The organism is Rhodococcus sp. KBW08 (genome assembly GCF_003852455.1).
In the GTDB taxonomy this organism is placed as follows: Bacteria; Actinomycetota; Actinomycetes; order Mycobacteriales; family Mycobacteriaceae; genus Rhodococcus_F; species Rhodococcus_F baikonurensis.
In genome coordinates, this window is the sequence record NZ_QAJJ01000067.1 from 1 (window position 1) to 1,662 (window position 1,662).

Consider the following 1,662-nt stretch of genomic DNA (forward strand, 5'->3'; position numbering starts at 1 on the left):
CGGGGTGTCTCGTGCTGGTGTTTCGGGGACGTTGGTGGATTTGTTCGACGAGCAGGTGGTTCGTGGTGCGGATCGTGTCGCGTTGGTGTGTGGTGGTGTCGAGCTGTCGTATGGTGAGTTCGATGTGCGGGTGAATCGTTTTGCGCGGTATTTGATTTCGGTGGGTGTTGGGCCGGAGTCGTTGGTGGCGTTAGTTGTTCGTCGTGGTGTGGATTTGTTGGTGGCGATGTATGCGGTCGCCAAGGCTGGTGGTGGGTATGTTCCGGTGGATCCGGATCAGCCGGCGGATCGTACGGCGTTCATTCTCGAGGCTGCTGCTCCGGTGTGTGTGGTCAGTACTTCTGATGTTGGTTTCGATGCTGGTGGGGTGCCGGTGGTCGAGGTTGATGTTGTCGATGTGTCTGGTTTTTCGGGTGCGCCTGTCTTGGATGTGGATCGTGTTGCGCCGTTGCGGTCGGGGAATACGGCGTATGTGATTTTCACGTCGGGTTCGACGGGTCGGCCGAAGGGTGTGGCGGTTTCGCATGCAGCTGTGGTGAATCAGTTGCTGTGGAAGCGTGAGGTTTTCGGTCTTGATCAGGATGATGCGGTGTTGCTCAAGACTGCGTCGACGTTCGATTTGTCGGTGTGGGAGTTTTGGTCTGCGTTGGTTTCGGGTTCTCGGTTGGTGATCGCGAAGGTCGGCGGTCAGCAGGATCCGCAGTATCTGCTCGATGTGATGTCTGTGTCGGGTGTGTCGACGTTGCATGTGGTTCCGTCGATGTTGGAGGCGTTGGCGGCTGTTGGGGGTGGTGTTCTTCCGTCGGGGCTTCGTCAGGTGTTGGCGATCGGTGAGGCGTTGCCTGCTGATCTGGCGCGGCGTGTACGTGTGTCGAATCCTGGTGTGCGGTTGTTCAATTTGTATGGTCCGACGGAGGCGGCGGTTTCGGTGACCTCGCATGAGGTGACCGATGGTGATGTGTCGTCGGTGTCGATCGGGTCGCCGGAGTGGAATACGCAACTGTTGGTGTTGGATTCGCGGTTGCATCCGGTTCCGGTGGGTGTTGCGGGTGAGTTGTATCTGTCGGGTGCGCAGTTGGCTCGTGGGTATCACGGCCGGGTGGATTTGTCGGCGGAACGTTTCGTCGCGAATCCTTACGGCACTGCGGGTTCGCGGATGTATCGGACGGGCGATGTGGTGTCGTGGAGTCGTTCGGGTGAGTTGGAGTATTTGGGGCGCAGCGATTTCCAGGTGAAGTTGCGTGGGTTCCGGATCGAGCTCGGTGAGATCGAGGCCGCGTTGGTTGCCGTTGATTCGGTGGGTCGGGCGGTGGCTGTCGTGCACGAGGGTGCGCACGCTGGTGAGATGTTGGTTGCGTATGTCACTGCTTCGTCCGGGGCCGACGTCGATGTCGACGTTGTTCGTGAGGTGTTGTCGGCGGGTCTGCCCTCGTACATGGTGCCGTCGCAGATTCTGGTGCTCGATGAGTTCCCTCTCAATATCAACGGCAAGATCGATCGGAAGTTGTTGCCGGATCCGGTGTTCGAGAAGGCTGAGTTTCGGGCCCCGGTGACGCCGGTGGAGGAGATCGTCGCGTCGGTGTTTGCGGATCTGCTGGGTGTCGATCGAGTGGGTCTCGATGACGATTTCTTCGCACTCGGTGGTAATTCGCTGATCGCGAC

At 59.1% G+C, this 1,662-nt stretch carries 1 pseudogene; it reads left to right on the forward strand.

Annotated elements, in window-relative coordinates:
- Positions 1 to 22: 22 nt before the first annotated feature.
- A pseudogene (locus tag DBV08_RS32070) lies at positions 23 to 1,662 on the forward strand (amino acid adenylation domain-containing protein); the annotation flags it as partial.